The sequence below is a fragment of the Chryseobacterium daecheongense genome (genome assembly GCA_027920525.1).
GTDB lineage: Bacteria > Bacteroidota > Bacteroidia > Flavobacteriales > Weeksellaceae > Chryseobacterium > Chryseobacterium proteolyticum.
The window spans coordinates 2741153-2764021 of record CP115858.1; the positions used below are offsets into that span (position 1 = coordinate 2741153).

24 protein-coding genes and 1 riboswitch are annotated in these 22869 nt (G+C 37.2%); of the genes, 9 read left to right on the forward strand and 15 right to left on the reverse strand.

Translation table 11 applies throughout. From position 1 onward, the window contains the following. Positions 1 to 29: 29 nt before the first annotated feature. The 11 genes from PFY10_12060 to PFY10_12110 form a co-directional block, all read right to left on the reverse strand. Positions 30 to 740: a HesA/MoeB/ThiF family protein gene (locus tag PFY10_12060; protein ID WBV54970.1), complete on the reverse strand. Its 711-nt coding sequence runs from the start codon at positions 738 to 740 to the stop codon at positions 30 to 32. A gap of 10 nt (positions 741 to 750) precedes the next feature. Further along, a complete protein-coding gene (gene thiH / locus PFY10_12065; protein WBV54971.1) occupies positions 751 to 1869 on the reverse strand; it encodes a 2-iminoacetate synthase ThiH in 1119 nt (372 codons plus the stop codon). 11 nt (positions 1870 to 1880) lie between these two features. Beyond that, positions 1881 to 2654, reverse strand: coding sequence for a thiazole synthase (locus PFY10_12070; GenBank protein ID WBV54972.1), 774 nt, complete (start codon positions 2652 to 2654; stop codon positions 1881 to 1883). Next, the gene (locus tag PFY10_12075) at positions 2651 to 3271 is read right to left on the reverse strand and encodes a thiamine phosphate synthase (GenBank protein WBV54973.1); all 621 of its coding nucleotides are present in this window, start codon (positions 3269 to 3271) and stop codon (positions 2651 to 2653) included. Before PFY10_12075 ends, PFY10_12070 begins: the two co-directional genes overlap by 4 nt. 3 nt (positions 3272 to 3274) lie before the next feature. After that, complete coding sequence (locus PFY10_12080; GenBank protein WBV54974.1) at positions 3275 to 3880, reverse strand: thiamine phosphate synthase; 606 nt, start codon at positions 3878 to 3880, stop codon at positions 3275 to 3277. After that, complete coding sequence (gene thiC / locus PFY10_12085; GenBank protein ID WBV54975.1) at positions 3877 to 5688, reverse strand: phosphomethylpyrimidine synthase ThiC; 1812 nt, start codon at positions 5686 to 5688, stop codon at positions 3877 to 3879. The genes PFY10_12080 and thiC overlap by 4 nt, the downstream gene beginning before the upstream one ends. A gap of 24 nt (positions 5689 to 5712) precedes the next feature. Next, positions 5713 to 5919 carry a sulfur carrier protein ThiS gene (gene thiS, locus PFY10_12090; protein WBV54976.1) on the reverse strand — a complete coding sequence of 69 codons (207 nt, stop codon included), beginning with the start codon at positions 5917 to 5919 and terminating at the stop codon, positions 5713 to 5715. Positions 5920 to 5983: 64 nt separating this feature from the next. Beyond that, positions 5984 to 6081: riboswitch (TPP riboswitch) on the reverse strand. A 125-nt stretch (positions 6082 to 6206) separates the two neighbouring features. After that, positions 6207 to 6884 carry an RluA family pseudouridine synthase gene (locus PFY10_12095; protein WBV54977.1) on the reverse strand — a complete coding sequence of 226 codons (678 nt, stop codon included), beginning with the start codon at positions 6882 to 6884 and terminating at the stop codon, positions 6207 to 6209. A gap of 7 nt (positions 6885 to 6891) precedes the next feature. After that, on the reverse strand, positions 6892 to 7215 hold the full coding sequence (locus tag PFY10_12100) for a hypothetical protein (GenBank protein WBV54978.1): 324 nt from the start codon (positions 7213 to 7215) through the stop codon (positions 6892 to 6894). Continuing rightward, positions 7215 to 8030: a 3-methyl-2-oxobutanoate hydroxymethyltransferase gene (panB, locus tag PFY10_12105; GenBank protein WBV54979.1), complete on the reverse strand. Its 816-nt coding sequence runs from the start codon at positions 8028 to 8030 to the stop codon at positions 7215 to 7217. The genes PFY10_12100 and panB overlap by 1 nt, the downstream gene beginning before the upstream one ends. Before the next feature lie 62 nt (positions 8031 to 8092). After that, positions 8093 to 8806 carry a Crp/Fnr family transcriptional regulator gene (locus PFY10_12110; protein ID WBV54980.1) on the reverse strand — a complete coding sequence of 238 codons (714 nt, stop codon included), beginning with the start codon at positions 8804 to 8806 and terminating at the stop codon, positions 8093 to 8095. Positions 8807 to 8896: 90 nt separating this feature from the next. Between PFY10_12110 and PFY10_12115 the strand changes: the two genes are divergently transcribed. From PFY10_12115 to PFY10_12155, 9 genes are all read left to right on the forward strand, one after another. Then, positions 8897 to 11272 (forward strand): heavy metal translocating P-type ATPase metal-binding domain-containing protein, encoded by a 2376-nt coding sequence (locus tag PFY10_12115; protein WBV54981.1) that lies wholly within the window; start codon positions 8897 to 8899, stop codon positions 11270 to 11272. Positions 11273 to 11381: 109 nt separating this feature from the next. Next, entirely contained in the window at positions 11382 to 11606 is a 225-nt protein-coding gene (ccoS, locus tag PFY10_12120; protein ID WBV54982.1) for a cbb3-type cytochrome oxidase assembly protein CcoS, read from the forward strand. Positions 11607 to 11611: 5 nt separating this feature from the next. Then, complete coding sequence (gene ccoN, locus PFY10_12125; GenBank protein WBV54983.1) at positions 11612 to 13873, forward strand: cytochrome-c oxidase, cbb3-type subunit I; 2262 nt, start codon at positions 11612 to 11614, stop codon at positions 13871 to 13873. Positions 13874 to 13889: 16 nt separating this feature from the next. After that, positions 13890 to 14087, forward strand: a complete 198-nt coding sequence (locus tag PFY10_12130) for a cbb3-type cytochrome c oxidase subunit 3 (protein WBV54984.1) — start codon at positions 13890 to 13892, stop codon at positions 14085 to 14087. A gap of 9 nt (positions 14088 to 14096) precedes the next feature. Continuing rightward, positions 14097 to 14978 (forward strand): c-type cytochrome, encoded by an 882-nt coding sequence (locus tag PFY10_12135; GenBank protein WBV54985.1) that lies wholly within the window; start codon positions 14097 to 14099, stop codon positions 14976 to 14978. 94 nt (positions 14979 to 15072) lie between these two features. Continuing rightward, a complete protein-coding gene (gene ccoG, locus PFY10_12140) occupies positions 15073 to 16527 on the forward strand; it encodes a cytochrome c oxidase accessory protein CcoG (GenBank protein ID WBV54986.1) in 1455 nt (484 codons plus the stop codon). A gap of 101 nt (positions 16528 to 16628) precedes the next feature. Continuing rightward, positions 16629 to 17081 (forward strand): FixH family protein, encoded by a 453-nt coding sequence (locus tag PFY10_12145; protein WBV54987.1) that lies wholly within the window; start codon positions 16629 to 16631, stop codon positions 17079 to 17081. Beyond that, positions 17072 to 17797, forward strand: a complete 726-nt coding sequence (locus PFY10_12150) for a sulfite exporter TauE/SafE family protein (GenBank protein ID WBV54988.1) — start codon at positions 17072 to 17074, stop codon at positions 17795 to 17797. The genes PFY10_12145 and PFY10_12150 overlap by 10 nt, the downstream gene beginning before the upstream one ends. A gap of 17 nt (positions 17798 to 17814) precedes the next feature. Continuing rightward, the gene (locus PFY10_12155) at positions 17815 to 18552 is read left to right on the forward strand and encodes a hypothetical protein (protein WBV54989.1); all 738 of its coding nucleotides are present in this window, start codon (positions 17815 to 17817) and stop codon (positions 18550 to 18552) included. Between the two features lie 51 nt (positions 18553 to 18603). Here PFY10_12155 and serS read toward each other — a convergent pair whose 3' ends face one another. The 4 genes from serS to PFY10_12175 all read right to left on the reverse strand — a co-directional run bounded on the left by serS (position 18604) and on the right by PFY10_12175 (position 22869). After that, positions 18604 to 19872: a serine--tRNA ligase gene (serS, locus tag PFY10_12160; GenBank protein WBV54990.1), complete on the reverse strand. Its 1269-nt coding sequence runs from the start codon at positions 19870 to 19872 to the stop codon at positions 18604 to 18606. 72 nt (positions 19873 to 19944) lie between these two features. Continuing rightward, positions 19945 to 20448: a hypothetical protein gene (locus PFY10_12165; GenBank protein WBV54991.1), complete on the reverse strand. Its 504-nt coding sequence runs from the start codon at positions 20446 to 20448 to the stop codon at positions 19945 to 19947. Positions 20449 to 20471: 23 nt separating this feature from the next. Beyond that, positions 20472 to 21731, reverse strand: a complete 1260-nt coding sequence (locus tag PFY10_12170) for a polysaccharide biosynthesis C-terminal domain-containing protein (GenBank protein WBV54992.1) — start codon at positions 21729 to 21731, stop codon at positions 20472 to 20474. 4 nt (positions 21732 to 21735) lie between these two features. After that, positions 21736 to 22869: a glycosyltransferase gene (locus tag PFY10_12175; GenBank protein WBV54993.1), complete on the reverse strand. Its 1134-nt coding sequence runs from the start codon at positions 22867 to 22869 to the stop codon at positions 21736 to 21738.

Genomic DNA, 22869 nt, shown 5'->3' on the forward strand with positions numbered 1-22869 from the left:
ATTGCCCGATTTATTTAAAAACAATATAATTAAAAATCGATGGTGTGAAATCTCCAGTCCAGAGTATCGACCAAAGTCAGCTGATTGGTATTCACAGGAAGATCTGTAATTATTTTCAGGCTCAGATGTGCCATCATACTTCCTATTATTCCGGGTAATGATCCCAGAACACCTAAACTATCACAATCCGGGGTATCTTCATCCACCGGTGGTTCAGGAAAAAGATCCCTCAGGTTTTTACTCTCTCTGTAATTAAATACTGCCACCTGACCGGAAAAGCCCAGAATACTTCCATAAACCACCGGTTTTTTTAGTCTCACACAAGCATCATTAATTAAATACCTTGTAGAAAAGTTATCTGATCCGTCTACAATCAGGTCATATGTGGAAATTATCCTTTCAATATTTGAAAGATCTATCTTTTCATCAATGGGAATAATAGTAATATGCCTGTTAAGTGCTTCAACAAATTGTACTGCGCTGGACACTTTGGATATCCCGACACTTTTTTCATTATGAATAATCTGCCTGTTCAGATTATGAAGCTCTACTTTATCAAAGTCTGCGATCCCTAAAATGCCAACTCCTGCCGCTGCCAAATATTGAATAACAGGACTCCCCAATCCACCAGCCCCCACAACAAGCACTTTCGCATTAAGTATTTTTCGTTGCCCTGAAGTACCAATCTCATCAATAAAAATTTGACGGCTGTATCTGGAAAACATTTCTTCGCTATTCATGATCATTCTATTAAAAACCACTGTACACAGAATCCCAATCCTTCATAACAGGATCATATCCCGCATTCCTGATCACATTTTTTATATCCTGCATGCTTCTTTCATCACTGGTTTCAAATTGTTCCAACGATTGAGGATCTACAGCATAGCCTCCCGGATTAGTCTTAGATCCGGCACTCATGGAAGTGGCTCCAAGAGATACAATATGATTTCTGAAATTTTCATTCTCCCTGGTAGAAATGGAAATTTCAAGATCTTCATTCCATATCCGGTAAGCACAAATGAGTTGCAAAAGCTCTTTATCTTCCATAATGAAGTTGGGTTCTATGATTCCCTCAGCGGGCCGTAATCTCGGAAATGATACGGAAAATTTACTTTTCCAATATTGCTTTTGCAGGTAATCAATGTGGGCTGCATTGAAGAAACTATCGACTCTCCAATCTTCCAATCCTAATAAAACACCTAACCCCATTTTATGGATCCCTGCTCTTCCTATTCGGTCAGGTGTTTCCAGACGAAAATTAAAATTTGATTTTTTACCTTTCGGATGATACTGCTTATACACTTCCTGATGATAAGTCTCCTGATACACAAGGATTGAATGAACTCCTTCCTGATGGAGTAATCGGTATTCATCTTCTGACAATGGCTGTACTTCGATAGAAATGTTGGCAAAATGGGATTTTAATAACCGAACAGCATTCAGAAAGTAGGCAATCCCTACGGTCTTATTCGCTTCACCGCTTACCAGCAATATATGATTTACTCCCATCGCCTTCAGAACCGTTGCTTCTATCATAATCTCAGTATCGGAAAGTGTTTTTCTTTTCAGTTTATTGTCTAAGCTAAAACCACAATAGGTACAAATGTTCTGACATTCGTTACTAAGGTATAAAGGTGCATAAAGCTGGATTACTTTGCCAAAACGTTTTTGGGTAATCGCTCTCGCCATGCCAGCCATCACTTCTAATTTCGGAGCCGCAGCCATTGAAATAAGATTAAGGAAATCATCCAATGTTTTCTGCTTCTTCTGAAGGCTGTATTCTACATCGGATAAAGTGACATTTTCCAGTTTTTGTTTAATATCATTCCACTCATAGGATGTGAAAACCTCCTCAAAATTTTTCATTCTAATACGATTTATTCAAATAAAAATGAAGTCAAGGGGCTTGATGCCTCAGCATGGGAACTGATCGGGCCCAGTCCGGCTTCGTAAGCTCTTCTTCCTGCAATAATCCCTTCCTTAAATGCAATTGCCATACTGATCGGATCCTTTGCCACGGCTATAGCAGTATTCACCAACACGGCATCAGCACCAATTTCCATGGCCTTTGCCGCATCAGATGGGGCTCCTATTCCTGCATCAACTACCACAGGAACGTTGCTCTGGCTAATGATAATTTCCAGGAAATCCAACGTCCGAAGACCTTTGTTCGTTCCGATAGGGGCTCCCAATGGCATAACCACTGCTGTCCCTGCGTCTTCTAACCGTTTGCATAAAACGGGATCAGCATGAATGTAAGGCATTACAATAAACCCAAGCTTCGCAAGTTCTTCCGTTGCATATAATGTTTCTATAGGATCCGGCAGTAAATATTTAGGGTCCGGATGTATTTCCAGTTTCACCCAGTTTGTTTCTAACGCTTCTCTGGCCAATTGCGCAGCCAGTACTGCTTCTTTGGCAGTACGGGCTCCGGAGGTGTTAGGCAGAAGATGGGTATTGGTGGGCTGCAGTGCCGTGAGAATACCGTCATCCTTAGATTGAGCATCAATTCTTTTCAGTGCCATTGTCACCATATTGCTTTCTGATGCAATAATAGATTGTGTCATTTCTGCCAGATTTCCGAATTTACCCGTTCCCAGAAATAGCCTTGATTCGAAATTTCTTCCTGCTATTGTTAGTATTTGATTCATTTGAAAGATTTTATAAATTCATTAACGACAGACGGCCTGCCTGTAATTTGTCCGGAGACAGCAACTCCATGGATTCCAATTTTCTGTAATAATTCTACATCTTCAAGACGTACACCTCCAATTGCATAGATTGCAGGAATTTTAACCGATCTTTTTTCTAAATCCCGGATCAGTTGCTGATACCCTTCAAAGCCCAGTACCGGACTTAATTTCTCCTTTGTCGGTGTATACCGCAATGGCCCCAAACCGATATAATCACAAGATTCATCAATTCTTTGCAGGACGTCCTCTAATGTATTGGCTGTTCCCCCGATTATTTTTTCAGGACCCAGAATCTGTCTTGCCTCAGTGATTGTACCATCATCTAATCCTAAATGTACACCATCAGCATCTACGAGTTCTGCCAAATGTATGTGATCATTAATAATACATATTGCCCCGTATTCGGTACATTGTAATTTTGATTTTTCACACAATTCAAAAAGCTCTTTCCCAGGCGCGTTTTTCCAACGAACCTGCACCCACTTTACACCGGCGTCCAGAGCCCTGTAAATATTCAATTCCTGTTCTTCTTTCGTATTTCCCTGGGAAATATATTGTAATTTTTCTTTGACCAATTTCTACCTGTTTTGATAATTATATTCCAACATTCTATTCCTGCACTTATTAAATGCCTTTACAGGTTGCTCATTCATCCAGATCCCTCCCAGCAAGGCAAGGCCTTCTGCTCCCGATCTCAGTGCTATCTCCATGTTTTCCTCATAGATTCCTCCTAAAGCAATAAGTTTTACATCATGATTATTCCGAAGTCCTATCCTCTCCAAAACCTTGGAATGTTCTCCATATCCCGGTTTTGAAATGCTTGAGAAAAATGGACTGAAAAAAGCATATTCCCAATTGGGTTCAAGAGCATTAAAAGAAATGATATCATGTACCGATGTAGAGATTACCGAACCTTTTGCACGCCATGGATGCAATCCATTAATACGGTCCTCTTCTCTGAAGTGTATTCTTGAAATGCCATATTCTGCTGCCAGATCAAAATAACCGTGCATTACCAATCGATGACGGAATGATGCATCGATCTGATCCAAAAAAACGATCATTTCTTCCTCAGTGATAAAAGGTTTCCTGATATGAAATAATTCCAGCCCATCCTGAAACATCTTATTGACACATTCTGCTTCATTGATTAAAATGTTTTCAGGACTTATAACAATGATCATAAATAAATTTCCTTTCCGTTCTCGATAAACTCCTGTGATTTTATCATCATCCCCATTTCAGCGGATTCCCTTATTTCCTGAGTAATTTTCATGGAACAGAATTTAGGACCACACATGGAACAAAAATGTGCAATCTTTGCTCCCTCTGCCGGTAATGTTTCATCATGATATGCTTTTGCCGTTTCAGGATCCAGGGAAAGATTAAACTGATCTTCCCATCTGAATTCAAACCTTGCTTTACTCAGAGCATTATCTCTGTACTGAGCACCTGGATGTCCTTTTGCCAAATCCGCAGCGTGTGCTGCCAGCTTGTAGGTAATAACCCCGTCTTTCACATCTTTTTTATTGGGTAGTCCTAGATGTTCTTTAGGGGTAACGTAACAAAGCATTGCACATCCAAACCATCCGATCATAGCAGCTCCGATTCCTGAAGTTATATGATCATAGCCCGGCGCAATATCTGTTGTTAACGGCCCTAACGTATAGAAAGGTGCTTCGTGGCACTCTTCCAGCTGCTTATCCATATTTTCTTTGATCATATGCATCGGAACGTGACCGGGACCTTCAATCATTACCTGTACATTATGTTTCCAAGCAATCTTCGTAAGCTCTCCTAAAGTCTCCAGCTCTGCAAATTGTGCAGCGTCATTAGCATCTGCAATAGATCCCGGACGAAGTCCGTCACCTAAAGAAAAAGCTACATCATATTTTTTCATGATTTCACAAATCTCTTCAAAATGGGTGTACAAGAAGTTTTCTTTATGATGATAAAGACACCATTTAGCCATAATAGAGCCTCCGCGGGAAACAATTCCCGTTACTCTATTAACGGTAAGGTGAATATATCTGAGCAGCACTCCTGCATGAATGGTAAAGTACGAAACGCCTTGCTCCGCCTGCTCTATCAGAGTATCTTTAAATACTTCCCAGGTAAGATCTTCAGGAACTCCTTTCACTTTTTCAAGTGCCTGATAAATGGGAACAGTTCCGATAGGTACAGGACTATTTCTGATGATCCATTCCCTTGTTTCGTGAATATTTTTTCCTGTGGAAAGATCCATAATAGTATCCGCACCCCATCTGCATGCCCACACTGCTTTTTCGACCTCTTCATCGATACTGGAAGAAACAGCACTGTTACCAATATTGGCATTTATCTTTACTAAAAAATTCCGCCCGATAATCATCGGTTCACTTTCTGGATGGTTGATGTTATTAGGAATGATTGCCCTTCCGGCAGCAATCTCTTCTCTTACAAATTCAGGAGTAATTTTATTTTTAGGAGTTCTTGCCCCGAAATTGTTCCCGGCATGCTGGGAAGACATTTCTTTGGAAACAAAATCAAGCTGTTCTATTCTTTGGTTTTCACGGATGGCAATGTACTCCATTTCAGGAGTAATGATTCCCTGTTTTGCATAGTATAACTGGGTTACCTCTTTTCCTTCCAGAGCGACTTTTGGCTTATGGTTATAAGAAAAACGTAATTCATCCAGTTTCGGATCTGCCAAACGGGCTTTCCCATATTCGGACGATATTCCGTCGAGAATTTTTACATCTCCCCTTTCCAGGATCCATTGCTCTCTTATTCTTGGAAGTCCTTTCTGGATATCGATCTGCGAATTTTCATCCGTATAAGGTCCTGACGTATCATAAACCGTGACAGGAGGGTTATTCTCCAATGTTCCATTGCTGAGCTTTGTAGGGCTCAATAGGATTTCGCGCATAGCAACCTTAATAGGATGAATGCTTCCTTCAACATAAATTTTCTTTGAGTTCGGAAATGGCGAACGCGTAATTGAATGTGCCATAAAATTATTGGGGTTTTACGAAGATTAGCCGCCCTGTGTTGCGGTAATAATTAAAATTGAATCCTGGTCCTGAAGTACAGTATTCTGCCAGGAGGAAATGGGAATAATACGATTGTTTAAGGCAACAGCGATTCCTTTTTTGCGGCCGGGTGCCTCCAGAGCCATCAAAGCCTCCAGGTTTTCCGGTGGAATATCGAAAGTTTTCCGTGTGTAATTGATTATAAGTTCCATTCCAAGATTTTTGTTATAAATCACTTTAGGAATGGCTATAATTGTACAATAGAAATGTACAGCAAAAAGTCATCTCACTTTTCCCTACGCTGGTATGATCCAGATCAGGTTCAAAGGGTAAAGTCTCAGTCTGCTTGTGAACAGACACCCCTAAAGTATGGGACGAAGTTAGTTATTTTTTCAAAACAGGCAAAATGATTTCATTAAAAACAAAAAGACCATCTGTTTTTAGATGGTCTTTTGTATGTTTAATAGTATAATGTTAAGATTAACTTTTATATTCAGACTTATTCTTCGCATGCTCTCCATATGGCATCATTTTGCGGAACAGGAGCTACAATTCTGATCTCTTCTTTGGTCACAGGATGGATGAATGTAAGCATCCGTGCATGAAGATTGATCCCTCCGTCCGGATTGGACCTGGGTGCTCCATATTTCAAGTCCCCTTTTATCGGAACTCCAATCTTGGAAAGTTGAGCCCGGATCTGATGGTGTCTTCCTGTTTCCAGATCAATTTCAAGAAGCATATAATTGTCCAGGGTTTTAATAACATTATAAGTTAAAATTGCCTCTTTTGCTCCATCTGTTGCCTTTGGAAAAACAATGGCTTTATTATTTTTCTCGTTTTTTTTTAAATAATGAACCAGCTTCTGGTGATGCGGAATCATTTCTTTAGCAACAACAGCCCAGTATGTTTTTTTAATTTCCCTGTTTTTAACCATCTGAGTAAGACGGGAAAGGGCTTTTGAGGTTTTGGCATAAATAACCAAACCTGATGTCGGACGGTCTATACGATGAACCAAACCGAGAAAAACATTTCCCGGTTTAGCATCCCTTTTCTTTATAAAGTTCTTTATTGATTCTAATAACGATTCATCACCGGTCTTGTCACCCTGTACAAGCTGACCGACTTTTTTATTTACAACCAGGAGATGGTTGTCTTCATAAGCAATCTGCTCCTCCATTTTACATTTAATTAGTCTGTCGTCTGTTCGACAAAGAAAGAATAATCCCCGCAAGAAGCCCAAGTGTTTTCATTGCAGCCAGCCTTGATTCCAATGGAAGAAAAGCGCCAACAATACAAAGGCCTGCGGCAGCATACATTGGATATACAAAATTTCTGTTAGACAGAAAAGGAGCCTGAATGGCAAAACTTATTCCTATGACGATGTAAAATACCCTTTTCGAGAGGATATCATTAGTTTCCGGTGAAAAGAAATTGAACCATCCTACGGCAAGGCAGATCAATGCGATAACGGAAATAACTCCTTGTATAGTCTGTTGATTATCTCTCATTAATAGCTTTCTTTTTCATTAGGAAAGGTAACCTCTTTTACATCTTTTACATATTGTGCAACTGCCCCTGTGATTTCACTGTAAAGATCAAGATATCTTCTCAAAAATTTTGGACTGAATCCCTGGTTCATTCCTACCATATCATGATAAACCAAAACCTGTCCGTCACAGTCAGGGCCTGCTCCGATTCCGATTGTCGGAATCGAGATACTTTCAGATACTTTTTTAGCCAAATCTGCCGGAATTTTTTCTAAAACAACAGAAAAGCACCCTAATTCTTCTAAAAGCTGCGCATCACTGATCAGTTTCTCAGCTTCTGCTTCGTCCTTCGCTCTTACTTTGTAAGTTCCGAATTTATAAATAGACTGAGGGGTTAATCCTAAATGCCCCATCACAGGAATTCCTGCATTAACAATTTTCTTGATTGATTTTGAAATCTCTTTACCGCCTTCAATTTTCACAGCATGGGCACCGCCCTCTTTCATCATTCTCACGGCAGACTCTAATGCTTTTTCAGGATTACTCTGATAAGTTCCAAAAGGAAGGTCAGCAATAACGAGAGCTCTGTCTACTCCACGTACAACGCTTTGAGCATGATAGATCATCTGATCAAGAGTAATAGGCAGCGTAGTTTCAAAACCTGCCATTACATTGGCTGCAGAATCTCCTATCAAAACAGCATCTACTCCTCCTGCATCTACCATCTTTGCTGTAGTGAAATCATAGGCTGTAAGCATTGTTATTTTTTCCTTGTCGAACTTCATTTTACGCAAGGTTTCAGTCGTAACTTTTTTTATTTCAGAATGAACAGACATAATGTATCTATATTTTAAAAGTTAAAAAGTCGGCTTCCGCCGACTTAAATTTTTTTTATGATTTATAAAACTACGTGACCTAGTTTCATTAGTTTGTCGTGGTTGAGGATCTTGATGTTTCTTCCGTCCACTTCTATCAGATCATCCTGTTTGAATTCGGAGATCAGACGGATAGCACTCTCGGTAGCTGTCCCGATGATATTGGCAATTTCTTCTCTTGTTAAAGAAATTTTGATAAACCCTTCCGGATCTACTCCTAATTTCTGTTCCAGAAGCAATAAAATTTCAGCCAATCGCTCTCTTACGGTTTTTTGAGCAAGGAAAGTAATCGTGTTTGAAGATTCTCCTAATTCATAAGCTATTTTCTGAAGCATTACGAAAGACAATTGAGAATCCACCTCTAAAAGATACATAAATACATCTGCAGGTAGAAAAGTACACTCAATATCAGTCATTGCTTCAGCTTTAGCCTGAAAATTTTCTCCGCAAAGTAAAGAACGGTAGCCAATAATATCACCTTCTTTGATAAACCTTAAGATCTGATCTTTTCCAAAGGCTCCGGATTTAGAAAGTTTAGCAGCACCATTTTCTAAAAAATATACTCCCTTTGGAGTTTCTCCATCTTCGAAAATAGTATCGTGTTTCTGAAATTTTAATTTCTTTTTTGTGCTAATGTATTTTTCAAAATCTGCGCTTGAAAGTCTTTCCTTAAAAGATTTATCATTAAAAACTCTGGCGAACCTCTCTTCAATTGCAATCTGTTGTTCCTGCGACATTTTAATATGACATTTATCACAAAAATAGAACATTTTAACTCGATAAACAAAAAAATTTGTTATAATTTTGTACCTCAATAATTTATGGAGGTGAGCGAGAACTGTTTTCATTGTGGTCAAGGCATAGAAAAAGAACGAATTCTTTTTGATGAAAAAATTTTTTGTTGCAACGGTTGCAAGTCAGTTTACGAAATTCTGAATACCAACAATCTAAGTAATTTTTATGAACTGAATAAAAGAGCAGGAATTCGTCCGGACGAAAATTCCTCTCAGTTCGATTATTTGGACACACCGGAAATTTTTGAAAAAGTCACCGATTTTTCAGAAGGCAATACAAGCCTTGTGACTTTTAAAATCCCTGTAATCCACTGCTCATCTTGCATCTGGCTTTTGGAAAGCCTTCATACCCTGAACGACGGCATTAAATATTCACAGGTCAATTTTACCAGAAAGACCCTACAGGTTTCTTTCAACCATAACGATCTAAAACTAAGCGAACTCGCTAAATTTTTAACCAACCTCGGATACAAACCGGTCATTAGCCTGGAAACGGCAGAGAAAAACGTGGATCATCTTGATAAGTCCCTTCTTGTTAAACTTGCCATTGCCGGTTTTGCGTTTGGGAATGGAATGTTCCTTGCTTTTCCTGAGTATATTGGAGGTGAAGATTATTGGATGCAGCACTACAAAGGACTTTTTAGAACATTAATGTTTCTGCTTGCCATTCCTGTAGTTTTCTATTCAGCTTCAGATTATTACAAATCGGCCTGGTATGGTTTAAAGAACAAGATCGTTAATATTGACGTTCCTATTGTTTTGGGTATTTTCGTTCTTTTCGGAAGAAGTATTTATGAGGTAGCAACAGACTACGGACCTGGCTATTTCGATACACTTTGTGGGCTATTATTCTTCATGCTGCTAGGAAAAACCTTTCAGAAAAGAACTTATAGCGCTCTTTCATACGACCGTGATTACAAATCTTTTTATCCGATTGCAGTTACCAAAGTCGATTTTAATGGAAAGCAGGACAATATCTTACTTTCAGAAGTTAAAGTAGGAGACCGGATTCTGGTTAGAAACCAGGAAATCATCCCCGTAGATGCTATTCTTATTAACGGGGAAGGAAATATCGATAACAGTTTCATCACTGGTGAAAGTGAAAGCATAAGTAAACAACCGGGAGATAAAATTTTTGCCGGTGGAAAACAGATAGGTTCTTCTCTTGAACTTGAAGTGATCAAAAATGTGGACCAAAGCTACCTTACTCAACTTTGGAATAAGGAAGCATTTAAGAAATACGAAACAGGACTTGACACTCTCACCAATAACATCAGCAAGTATTTCACATTTATCATCTTAGGCATAGCTTTGATTTCAGGAATTTACTGGTCATTCATTGATCTGGAAAAAATGTTCCAGGTGGTATCTGCCATATTGATCATTGCCTGTCCTTGCGCGCTGGCGCTTTCCGCTCCTTTTACTTTCGGGCACATTATGAGGATTTTAGGACGAAATAAATTCTATGTGAAGGATACCCTGACCATTGAGAAAATTGCAAAAATCGACACGCTTGTATTTGATAAAACGGGAACCATTACCCACCGCAAAAAAACAAATATCAAGTATGAAGGTTCCACCATTTCAGAATTCGACTCACTGAATATCAAAACCTTATTAAAAAATTCAAATCACCCGCTTTCAAAATCTTTATACGAATTTATTGATATTAATGATGACTACTTCCCTGTTGATAATTTCGTTGAGACCTCCGGGAAAGGATATGAGGCTACTGTAAGAGGAGCCCATTATAAGATAGGATCTGCAAAATATAATAATCAGGAATCTAAAAATCTTGAAACGGCAGTCTACATCAGTAAAAACAATGAATTTCTAGGTAAATTCATATTCAAAAATGAATATAGAAGTCGCCTTAAAAACTTATTCAAAACGCTCAACCATTATAAAATCTTCATTTTAAGCGGCGATAATTCTTCTGAAGAAAATCAGTTAAAGGAAATTATCCCCAACTATCAAGCGATGGCATTTAATCAAAGCCCTGAGGATAAATTAAATTACATCAAGCAACTCCAGGATAAAAATTACAAAGTTGCCATGTTGGGAGATGGATTAAATGATGCAGGAGCATTGAAACAAAGCAATGTAGGAATAGCCATTGCAGATGACACCAATACCTTTACTCCTTCATCTGATGTCATCATGAATGGTGACAAAGTGGTTACCCTTGACAGGTACCTGAACGTTTGCAAAGGCTCAATTACTATTGTTAAAATGACATTCATAATAAGCTTTTTATACAATATAGTAGGCTTAAGTTACGCTGTTACAGGCCATATGCATCCGCTATTCGCAGCGATAATCATGCCAATAAGCTCAATCACTGTAGTTGCATTCACTACAATTTCAACCTGGATCTTAGGACGGAAATACTTTACCAAAGAGGCGTAGAAGCCCTTATTTAGACTGATTTTAAATTAGCAAGAATCGGTATTTCGTGATGAATGTCATTATTTTTCACTAAATTTGAACCCCGAAAATAGGTTAATTTTGTTGTCTGATGGATATTCTATATTTAATGATCCTATGCAGTGTTTCTTTAGCTGCAATTTTCTTGGTCGTTTTTATAGTTAACGCCCGAAAAGGACAGTTTGAGGATGATGAATCTCCTGCTGTACGAATTCTTTTTGACTCCGGTGAAATAAAGGAGAAAGAGAAAGATGGCAACAAAACAGACGAGAAAGAAAAAGGAGAAAATAATAAAATTGAAGAAAAAAGTGAATAGTTGATATGGAGACACAAAAGTTTAGTTATGACAACAGTATTGTTCGGGCATTTCTTTATGCGACCATAGTTTTTGGGCTTATAGGGTTTTTGTTCGGGCTTACAGCAGCCTTAATGCTTTTCTACCCTGAACTTCCTGAATTTTTATTTGGTACAGATGATACTACCATTCAGAGTTTGAAGAGTGGTAACATCCAAGGGCTAATTAATACTCATGGTGCATTTGGTTTTGGTAGAATCAGAATGTTGCACACCAACACGGTAATCTTTGCATTCGTTTGTAATATCGTTTATACCGGTATTTATTACTCATTACAGAGATTATTAAAAACAAGAATGTATAGCGATACATTATCTTGGTTACATTTCTGGACTTGGCAGTTTATGATTGTTGCTACGTTCATTACATTCTTTATGGGGATCAACACCTCTAAAGAATATGCTGAGCACGAATGGCCAATCGATATATTAATTGCTTTCTCATGGATCATTTTCGGTATCAACATGTTCTTAACTATTGCTAAGAGAAGGGTAAGACACCTTTATGTAGCTATCTGGTTCTACATTGGTACCTGGATCGCAGTAGCAATGCTTCACATCTTTAATAACTTAGAAGTTCCGTTATCTTTCACAGGATGGAAATCATATTCAGCATATGCAGGGGTAAAAGATGCTATCGTACAATGGTGGTATGGTCACAATGCAGTAGCATTCGTATTAACAACTCCGGTTTTAGGTTTGATGTATTACTTCTTGCCAAAAGCGGCAGACAGACCGGTTTTCTCATATAAACTGTCTATTATCCACTTCTGGTCATTAATTTTCGTATATATCTGGGCTGGTCCTCACCACCTTCAGTATACTGCACTTCCTGCATGGGCACAGGCAGTAGGAACAGGGTTCTCTATTATGCTTATCGCTCCGTCATGGGGAGGAATGCTTAATGGTCTTCTTACCTTAAGAGGAGCATGGGATAAAGTAAGAGAAAATCCTATCCTTAAATTCTTCGTGGTAGCTGTTACATGTTATGGTATGGCAACTTTTGAAGGACCGCTTTTAGCAACTAAAAATATCAACAAGATCGGTCACTTTACTGACTGGGTAATCGGACACGTACATTTAGGTGCACTAGGATGGAATGGTTTCATGGCATTCGGTGTAATCTATTATCTTGTACCTATCCTGTGGAGAACAAAATTATGGTCTGTAAAATTAGCTAACTGGCATTTCTGGTTAGGGACTTTAGGAATTATTTTCTATGCAGTACCAATGTATATTTCAGGATTTACTCAAGGTTTGATGTGGAAACAGTTCAATCCGGACGGAACACTATTGTGGAAAAACTGGTTGGATACTGTAACAGCTATTATCCCTTATTTTAAAATGAGATTCTTAGGAGGATTCTTCTACATTTCAGGAGCTATTTTAATGATCGTAAACGTTGTTGCAACGGTAAGAAAAGGATCATTCCAGAAAGAAGTTCCTGCAGAAGCTCCTGCTTTAGCAAACATCAGCAAAAACAGAAAAGAAGGAGAAGGAACTCACCTTTGGTTAGAAAGAACACCTGTATTATTAGGTATTTTATCTTTCATCACTATTTCTATCGGTAGTTCAGTTGAAATTATACCTACTCTATCACTTAAGAAAAGTGTACCTACCATTTCAGCAGTGAAGCCTTATTCACCGTTGGAACTTGAAGGTAGAGATATTTATATCCGTGAAGGTTGTAACGCTTGTCACTCTCAGATGGTAAGACCATTCCGAGATGAGATCGTAAGATTTAACGGTAAAAACGGACAATATTCAAAAGCGGGTGAGTTTGTTTATGACAGACCATTCCTATGGGGTTCAAAAAGAACAGGGCCGGATTTACATAGAGAAGGAGGAAAAAACCCTAGTTCTTGGCACTATAAGCACATGTATAACCCAAGATCGACATCAGCGGGTTCTATCATGCCTCGTTACCCTTGGTTAATCGCTACGAACTTAGACAGATCTAAAATGGTTGATAAAATGTTACTGATGAAAAATACTTTCGATGTACCATATACAAAGCCTCAGATAGATTCTGCAAACAAGTGGGCAGATAACCAGGCAGCGAAGATTGTAAAAGATATTTTCTCTGAAGCAAATGACCTGAAAGAGGCTTATGCGAAGAGACCTAAAGGTGAACTAGAGAAAAAAGAGGTTGTAGCCCTTATCTCTTATCTTCAAAGATTAGGTACTGATATCAAAACAACAGAAATAAAAACAGCAAGTAATAACTAAAAAATATTAAAGCTCAATGATTCCTCAGAACTTTAAAGATATATTATCCAATACAGAAAACGCTGGTTTTTACCAGACGCTGGCTCTGATTTTCTTTATGCTGTTCTTCGTAGCTTTGGTAATATATGTTTTTAGCAGACCTAAAAAATATTACAAGGAAGAAGAAGAGGCTCCTCTGCAGGATGACGAAGACGACTTTAATTTAAAAAATTAAAAATTTATTATGAAACAAAGAACACCGGTTGTTGTAAACATTTTAATAATAATTGGACTTTTAATAGTTTTTTATTATTTATTTGTACAAAGCTACTCGTTTCTAGCTTCACCATACTTCTGGGGAACTGTTGTGATAAGTGCTATCTTAGCTTATATTCATAGCGCCATTGGAGACCTGATTGAAAATAATAGATTCAAAAAATTGTCTCCTGAAGAAAAAGCGGCTTACCTTGCTGAGAAAAAGATTCCTTTCTTAAGAAGAATGTATGACAGTGCATTCAAAAAGCAATCTGTTACAGAGGAAAAAGACATCCTTATCGACCATGGCTTCGATGGAATTATGGAGCTCGATAATCAATTACCAAAATGGTGGGTAGGGTTATTTTATTTTGGGACTGCTTTTTGTATTGTATATATATGTGCATACTCTTTTACAGACTTCGCTCATCCATTAAGCGAATATGAAAAAGAATATAAAGAGCAAATCGCAAGTATTGCAGAGTACGAAAAATCTCAGCCTCCTGTAACCATTGAAACAGCGAAATATTCGGCTGATAATATTGCAGATGGTAAAGAGCTTTTCAAAACAAACTGTGCATCTTGCCACGGAGAAGACGGAAGAGGAGGTATTGGTCCGAACTTAACGGATAATTACTGGATCAACCAACCAGAGAAGACTTTATTTAAAAATGTTTTCCATATGGACTGGAATGGTTCTCCTACGAACCCTGCCATGAGACCGTTTGGTAAAAATGGTGAGGTTTCAGGTGCCGAAATTGAGAAAATTGCAGCTTTTGTATATCACATCAATCAGGAACAACCACCAATTACACCGGCTCAAGGTGGAGCAGCTCCTCAGGGAACAGAAGCTCATTGGGAAAAAGAATAATTTAAAGAAAATTAAAACATATGAAAAGCATAATTTGTTATTAGAAAAAAAATAGTAACCGATTATGCTTTTCTTTTTTTAAATACACTACAAAATGTCAGACATAGAAGAAATAGAAGTACGCGGCGGACAGGGACAGGTTCTGGACCCTGAGACTTACAGGGATTCTATAGGGACTATGGAGCAATCCGGAAAAAGAAAATGGGTGTTCCCAAGAAAACCTAAAGGTAAATACACCAACTATAGGAACATTGTAAGTTATACTTTATTGGTTATATACTTTGCTGTTCCATTCTTAAAAATTAATGGTAACCCTTTCCTTTTATTCAATGTTATCGATAGGGAGTTCTTTATTTTCGGACAGCCTTTCTATCCTCAGGACTTTTTTATCCTTACTTTGGGTGCTATAGCATCTTTGATATTCATTATTATTTTTACGATTGCATTCGGAAGAATTTTCTGCGGGTGGATATGCCCTCAGACAATTTTTATGGAATCGATATTTCGTAAAATAGAATTCCTTATCGAAGGTGACAGAAACAAGCAGATGAAGCTGGACAGACAGCCATGGGATAGCGAAAAGATCTGGAAAAGAAGTTTAAAGTGGTTTGTATACATTGTAATATCATTGATCATTACCCACTTTATGTTTATGTATATCGTGGGATATAAAGAAGTCTTCAGAATTGTTTCTGAAGGTCCTTTTGCCAATCCAACCAATTTCATCGTAATGATTCTTCTAACAGCAGCATTTTACTTTGTGTTTGCTTGGTTCAGGGAGCAGGTATGTACATTGGTTTGCCCATACGGGAGACTACAAGGTGTATTAATTGATAAAGATACCATCAATGTATTCTACGATTTCAAACGTGGAGAAAACAGGTCAAAATGGAGAAAAGGCGAGGATAGAAAAGCTGCGGGAAAAGGAGATTGTATAGATTGCCATCAATGTGTCGTAGTTTGTCCTACAGGAATTGATATCAGAGATGGGCAACAGTTGGAATGTGTGAACTGTACCGCTTGTATTGATGCCTGTGATGAAGTGATGGAGAAAGTAGGTCTTCCGAAAGGATTGATCCGCTACGCATCTGAAAATGAGATTGAAAATCAAACGCCATTCAAATTTACGGGAAGGATGAAAGGATTTGCCGTTGTTCTCGTACTGCTTGTTGGATTCCTCGGCTACCTTCTGTACAACCGCGGAGAAATGGAGGCTAAATTCATTAAACCTGCAGGAAGTACATTTTTTGTAAGGGATGGTAAGATCACCAATACATATAATTACACTTTCTTAAATAAGACAAACGACAAGAAAATTGTAACCATCAAAGTAATAGAGCCTGCTAAAGGTGAAATTATCTACAGTGCATCGAGTAAAATTACTGTAGAAAGAGATAAGATATCGAAAGGGACAATCAACATAAGTTTCCCTGAAGATGCCATGAAGTTATCTAAGCAAAACATTACAATTGGTGTTTACGATATGAAAGGAAAACTGGTTGATTCTTATAAAACTTATTTCGAAGGACCATTTAAATTAGATTTTTAATTCTCAGAAACCTCCATATTTTCGCATTTATGTAGTCAAATGAAAATGACAGAGGTTTTTTAATGATATACTACAAGACAAATAAAAAAAATCCGGAAGCAATGAAAAACTTTAGTTGGGGACACGGTGTTGTATTGGCATTAGCTGCATTTATTATCTTTATTTTATCTATGTTATTTCTTTTCCCGAACGGGCAGAAAAATTCAGAAATGGTAACTGATAATTATTACGAAGAAGAATTACAATACCAGGATGTGATAGATGCTAAAAGGAGAGCAGATGAACTTAAGGAAAAACCTGCTTACACTCAAGATACAAATGGAATTAAAATAGTATTCCCAAAAGATTATAACAATTCCAATACTACTGTAAAGTTTGTTTTAAACAGAACAGATGACCAGAATTTAGATATCAAAAGATCTGAACAATTGGATGCAAATCAATCGTTTGTTATTCCCTCAAAGGTATTAAAAACCGGAGGTTATACCCTACGATTAATGTGGACAAGAGACAAGGTCAACTACAGAATGGATTATGATGTGATATGGAAATAGCACTTATTTTATCGGCAATTGGATTAGGCTTTGCTTCCGGCTTTCACTGTATCGGAATGTGTGGACCTATTGCATTATCGATGGGATTAACAAAGAAACAGGCTACTAATTTTTATCTTCAGAATCTCACCTATCAGTTTGGAAGAATATTTACGTATTCTCTTTTGGGTGGTATTCTTGGGATCATTGGGCAAGGATTTGAAATGGCAGGATTTCAGCGGTACTTAACAATCGGTGTTGGAATCCTGTTGATTATTATGGCCATTTTTTCTTTTGGTGGAAAAGATTTTGCGTCCAAAATTCCTTTTTTCTCCAAATTCCTTTTTTCAGTAAAATCAAATTTAGGAAGGCTCCTTCAAAAAGCAGACTACCGTTCAAGATTTACAACGGGTATTTTAAATGGATTTTTACCTTGTGGAATGGTTTATATGGCTCTTACGGCAAGTCTAGCAAGTGGAGGAATATTGCAGGGAGCTTTATATATGGCTTTATTTGGATTAGGAACACTTCCGTTCATGTTTGCGGTAGTTCTTGTCGGAAATCTCATGAATCAGGCTTTCAGGATGAAGGTTTTAAAAGCAATCCCTATTATCATGATTATTTTAGGCGGGCTCTTTATCGTTAGAGGACTTGAATTGGGAATTCCTTACATTTCTCCCAAAGCTGAAGCCATGACAATCCAGAAAGGCCATAATCATGATGTAAACTGTCATTAAAATATCTTACTATACCCATGAAAAAAACATTCCTGTTATTCACGATGTGCCTTTTGGCATTGCAATCCTGTACCATCAATTCTGAAATAGTTTATTATAAAGATGCTGCGTCCTCTACGGTTATGGATATCGATGTGCGTGAGTTTATGGCCGAAATGAAAGCCATGACAACGGATTCTTTACAGAAAAAGGAGCTTGGCGAAATGGATAAACTTCCCACAACCTGGACAAGCATGTATGAGTTGGATAAAGAAAAAAACAAAGGTAAAATCAAGGATCAGGATTCCATAAAAATATTAAAGAAGGTTTTTATGAAATCCAATAAAGAAAATAATGAATATGCAGGATTTTCTTTAAAACTAGACCATTTCTCAAAACCTGATTATGATGCACTCCATCGTCTTTCCGTAGGCTATCAGCTCCCTGTTGATCAAAATGTATATAATGACTGGAATGGTAAAACCTTAACGATCAATACAGAAAATCTTAATCTTAAAAATATTGAGGAAGCGCTCAAATCAAAAACACCACAAGAAGAAATCGAGAGTGCTGAAGGTTTGTTACCTATGCTTTTTAAGAAGATCGGAACTACTCTGAAATTTGAAAACAAAATAAAATCCATTAGCGGAAAGCATGACTGGGTACAGCAGGTTGATGATCATTCGATTAGGATAGAATACGATATTAAAGCACTTTATGATAAAGAATTTAAGTTCAAACATGATGATAAAATGATCATTATTACAACAGAATAAAAACAAAAAACCACCGGCATGCCGGTGGTTTTCATATTATATATTTCTGTATTAATTAATCAATTCAAATTTTGCATATTCAGCCACTTTTTTCGGAAGTCTGATTCCTTCTTCGGTCTGATTATTTTCAAGCAATGCAGCCATAATTCGTGGTAAGGCCATAGCAGAACCATTTAGGGTATGAACCAGCTGAGACTTGCCATCTGTTTTATAACGGCATTTTAAACGATTCGCCTGGAATGTTTCAAAATTAGAAACAGAACTTACTTCCAACCATTTTTCCTGAGCAGCACTCCATACTTCGAAATCATATGTCATTGCAGACGCAAAACCTGTATCCCCGCCACATAGTCTTAATACCCTGTAAGGAAGTTCAAGATCCGTAAGAATCTCTTTGATATGTTCAACCATTTCTTCCAAAACGGCATAAGAATTTTCAGGCTTTTCAATTCTTACAATTTCTACTTTTTCAAATTGATGAAGACGGTTCAATCCTCTTACATGAGCTCCATAACTACCGGCCTCCCTTCTGTAACATTGTGAAAATGCCGTATTTTTAATAGGAAGATCTTTTTCTTCCAGTAAAACATCACGATATAAATTTGTTACCGGAACTTCAGCTGTAGGAATCAAATAGAGATCATCCGCACCGATATGATACATTTGCCCCTCTTTGTCCGGTAATTGTCCGGTACCATATCCAGATGCCTCATTAACTACGTGAGGAGGATTTACCTCCATATATCCGGCATCTACATTTTTATCAAGAAAATACTGTACCAATGCTCTTTGCATTCTTGCCCCTTTTCCTAAATAAACAGGAAAACCTGCTCCTGCAATCTTCACCCCTAATTCGAAATCAATAAGGTTATATTTTTTTGCCAGCTCCCAGTGTGGAATTGCTCCTTCTCCAAGACCTTCAACTTCATGAGACTGATAAATGATTTCATTATCATCTGCTGATGCTCCGTTCTTTACAAGCTCATTTGGAATATTCGGAAGTTGATACAGGATATTTAATAAGTCTTTTTCTTTTACATCCAGTTGTGATTGTAATTCTTTACTCGACTCTTTAAATTGTGCTGTTTTAGATTTTGCTGATTCTGCTTCATCTTTTTTACCCTCTTTCATTAAAAGCCCAATTTCTTTGGAGATTTTATTGATTTCGGAAAGTTGAGAATCTAATTCAAACTGGATTTTTTTTCTTTCGTCATCGGTAGCAATAGCTTCGTCTACCAACTCAAGATTTTTGAATTGTCTTTTTTTCAGACCTTCTAAAACGCGCTCTTTGTTATCGCGTAAAAAATTAACTTGTAACATTTTATTTGGATGTTAGTTGATTAGAATGTTAAACCATAGATCATCCAGGCTAACAGTTTTGCAAATTTAAAATTATTTTATAATGGTAACAACATTTGGAGCACCTGGTTGTTTTGTAAACTTCAGCTCATCATTATAAAATACTTTGGAGACTTCGAATACGGAAGGTGTCCAATGATATTGGATTCTGAGAACATCATTTGTCACATCATTGGTGGTTTCTGTAAGCTTTTTTGTAAGTGCTAATGTAATACGGGATTCGTAAGTTCGATCTGCAGGGCTTATTGAATCTACAGTTACTCTTCTGGCTCCCGCAATATACTCAATATAAAGTGTAGAATCTGCCGTAGCCTTTAATGCAAAACTTACCGGAGCATTATCGCTGATCCCATTGATATCATTCATTGAAATTGCGGTAAATGAGCCGCTCTTTTTGGCATTCAATAAATCCTGTCCGGCACTGTTCTTCATATACAGATTAACAATCTGATCTATCCTTTGTATACTATCCTCGTCGCTTCTACAGCTCAGAAGCGCAAAAAAAACTACCAGAATTCCGAATATAACATTTCTCATTTCGAACAAAGATAAAACATATTTTAATTATTTTTTCTTAATACTTTATTCAGCAACAAATTAATTTCAGATTTTGAAATCATAAAATCACGGATATGGAACTCTGTCAGTTCATAAAATTTCCAGAACAATAATCCGGATGAAATACAATAGGAAACAGAGGTTATGATACAGGCTCCTGTAATTCCCCACCTTGGAATGATAAAAAAGGATGAAACGATCGTAAAAATAAGCCCTATTACAGATTTAATATTTAATATTCTCAGCTTATTCACCCCGGCAAAATAATATCCTATTATATTACTTACGGCTATAGCCAGAATGCCGGGAGATAAAAACAGGGTGATCCGTTTGGTTTCGCTAAAATCTTTACCAAAAATCATCACATAGAACTGGGCTGGTAAAAGCAAAATGATGATAATAAAAAGTAAGGTAACCAGAAAACTGATCTTCAAAGATATCTTTGTTTTTTCAATAGCGATGTTATGATTGCTGGTATTAACCACATCTGAATATAAAACCACAGAAAGGCTTTTACTTACAGTCCAGATCGCCTCAGAAAAAGCAATTCCGATAGAAAAAACACCAACACTCGTAATCCCCTTAAAAAATTCTAAAAAGTAAAATGATAACCTGTTATTTAAAAACTGGAGAAAAGCACTTAATTGTGTCTTCCAACCATAATCAAACAGCTTATTACGAATTTTTTTAGAAAATGAAATACGGCCAATTTCACAATAACGTAAGATTTGAAAGCTACTGGTTATGAATAAAACGGCAAAGCAACTTAGCTGGGCTATAAAGTAAGAAACAACTGACGTAATGTTAATAAGGTATACAATAATTATAATAAAAACAATATGAACTACCTGCTGCAAAATAGTATATAGATTGAACATTCTGATATTCTGCTGCCCGACAAACAAGTTAATATTAGCGGCAAGAAGTGAAGACAAAACAGACAGTCCAATGAGATAGGATAAATATTCTACCGGACGAATAATACTAAAAATAAGCGGAACAGCTATCCCTATTAAAACAGACCATAGATAAGCATACAAAAGAATTTGTTCCGTTTTATATTTTGAGGCAAAATATGTGACGCTGCTTCCCACAAAAATGTTACAGAAAAAGCCTACAATGGTAAGGTCGGCAATCACAATGGAAATTGTCCCTTTCCCTTCACTGCCCCACATATTGGTTGTATAAATGACCAGCCCGAAATTTAATATCAATATTAAAAAGCGGGAAATAAACGTTTTCACAATTGTATTTTGCTTCATCATATCAATTATGAAGTGATTGTTTGACGAAGTCTGTAAAACGCTTTTTTATGAGATTCCAGTTGTATTTCTCCTCATACTCTTGTCTGGCATTCAGTGCATGTCTGTTATATACCTCAGGATGATCTATGTAATTGATAATGGCATCTGAAATAGCATCGTCATCTTCAGGATCAACCAAAACCCCAAACTCAGAAACATCTACGTGCTGCCGGGTAGCTTTTAAATCGGTATAAATAACAGGTTTTCCAGATGCAGCGTAATAGAATATTTTAATTGGTAAACAATGATGGTTTTCATAGCTCATTTCCCTAAGGTCAAAACATAAATCAGCTTCAGCATATGCTTCTGTAAAAGTCTCAAAAGAAGCAGGCTTTTTAATGGTTATATTTTCCAACTTGTACTTTGAAAGTAAGTAAGAAAAATATTTTTCATCCTTTTCCTTTCTTGATGACCCTATAATCAGAATTGCAATCTCCAGTTCCGGTCTTTTTTTTCTTAATGTATCAATAGCTTTAAAAAAATTTTCAATCCCTTTCTCTTTGGAAATCTGCCCCGTATAACACAATGTTATTTTATTCGGATCTAATTTCTTAATATTCGGATGGATATAAACATCATTGGGAAAATAAGGCAAAGTAATATTCCTTTTAAACGGAAAGACATATGCCAGAGGAAATTTTTTGGTGTTTTCCCCAAAAATAAAATGAGTACTTATCCATCCTGCATACAATTGAATCATCAAAAATTTAAAAGCATGAATCCCTTTTAGAAAAAATGAGAAGTTTTCAACCATTCTTTTGGAGGGATACCATTCCGTAATATCATAGATAACACTTATTCCCCGTTCCTTCTTTATCTTTTTTGAAGCTATAACAGCCAGTGGTTCTGAACTTATGATACTGTCCGGCTGGAAACTATCACAAACCCTTTTAAAAATCTTAATCTTACTGCTCGTGCTTTGGTCTAAAACCGGATAAGATTCAATTTCTATCCCGTCAATAATTCCCTTGTATCCGGAGCTCAAACTACAGATTTTCACGTCAAACCCCTTCCCTTTAAGCTCTTTAGCCTGATGATAGAAGATCCTGTCATCATCATATCTATGTGCGGTGGTTAGAAAAAGTATTTTAGGCAT